Raw genomic sequence first — 1,193 nt, 5'->3', positions numbered from 1 at the left:
GCACCCAAACTGTGCCAGTTGGGCGAAAAATCAGGTGCTAATTGTCATCCTAAACGCGTACAGAAACAAGGAAAATTCTTAGCGTTTTGCTGTATGTTTAATCATCACAACCCCTTGATCTACAAGAATTTGGGGGTTGTAAAACAAAAACGGCAAGGGATTGTTCACCGCGAATTGTTACCGCATAATGAACGATCTCTTGCCGTCGAATTAAATAAATATTACTTAATTGTGGCCTAGGCCTGGCTTTGGCTCAGCAGTTTCTGAATGCTGTTGCGGAACTTTTGCCCTTCCTTCAGGTTACGCAGACCGTACTTCACGAACGCCTGCATGTAGCCCATTTTCTTGCCACAGTCATAGCTATCGCCGGTCATCAGCATCGCATCTACGGACTGTTTTTCCGCCAGTCGAGCAATGGCGTCGGTCAGCTGAATACGGCCCCATGCGCCCGGCTCGGTTTTCTCCAGCTCGGCCCAGATATCGGCCGACAGGACATAGCGCCCTACCGCCATCAGATCGGAATCCAGCGTCTGCGGCTGATCCGGTTTCTCGATAAAGTTGGTGATACGGCTCACTTTACCTTCGCTATCCAGCGGCTCTTTGGTCTGGATCACGGAGTACTCGGAGAGATCGCCCTTCATGCGTTTTGCCAGCACCTGGCTGCGACCGGTTTCGTTAAAACGGGCTACCATCGCGGCGAGGTTGTAGCGCAGCGGATCGGCGGTCGACGTGTCCAGAATGATGTCCGGCAGTACCACCACAAACGGGCTATCACCGACGATAGGACGCGCGCAGAGAATGGAGTGGCCCAGACCCAGCGGCTGCGCCTGGCGCACGTTCATAATGGTCACACCCGGCGGGCAGATAGACTGTACTTCCGCCAGCAGCTGACGCTTAACGCGCTGCTCCAGCAGAGCCTCAAGCTCGTAGGAGGTGTCGAAGTGGTTCTCTACCGCGTTTTTAGATGAGTGGGTAACCAGAACGATCTCTTTGATCCCTGCAGCAACCACTTCGTCGACGATGTACTGGATCATCGGCTTATCGACGATCGGCAGCATCTCTTTTGGGATCGCCTTGGTGGCAGGCAGCATGTGCATCCCCAGACCCGCTACCGGAATAACCGCTTTCAAATTAATCATTATCACTTCCACCTATAAAATGGTTGCTGAATTATAGCCCTTTGATCTCGTTTA

General features: G+C 52.5%; 2 protein-coding genes. One reads left to right on the top strand and one right to left on the bottom strand.

The features are described from left to right. On the top strand, window positions 1–240 hold a 240-nt coding region (locus FN633_RS18400), incomplete at its 5' end, for a hypothetical protein (protein WP_208674117.1). Here FN633_RS18400 and galF read toward each other — a convergent pair. Further along, entirely contained in the window at window positions 237–1,139 is a 903-nt protein-coding gene (gene galF / locus FN633_RS14490) for a GalU regulator GalF (protein ID WP_042389866.1), read from the bottom strand. The two genes, FN633_RS18400 and galF, sit on opposite strands and share 4 nt — an antisense overlap. Window positions 1,140–1,193: the final 54 nt, after the last annotated feature.

The organism is Pseudescherichia vulneris, assembly GCF_902164725.1.
Classification (GTDB): Bacteria; Pseudomonadota; Gammaproteobacteria; order Enterobacterales; family Enterobacteriaceae; genus Pseudescherichia; species Pseudescherichia vulneris.
The sequence above is the reverse complement of the archived record's forward strand: the minus strand, read 5'-3'. Positions and strand labels throughout refer to the sequence as shown.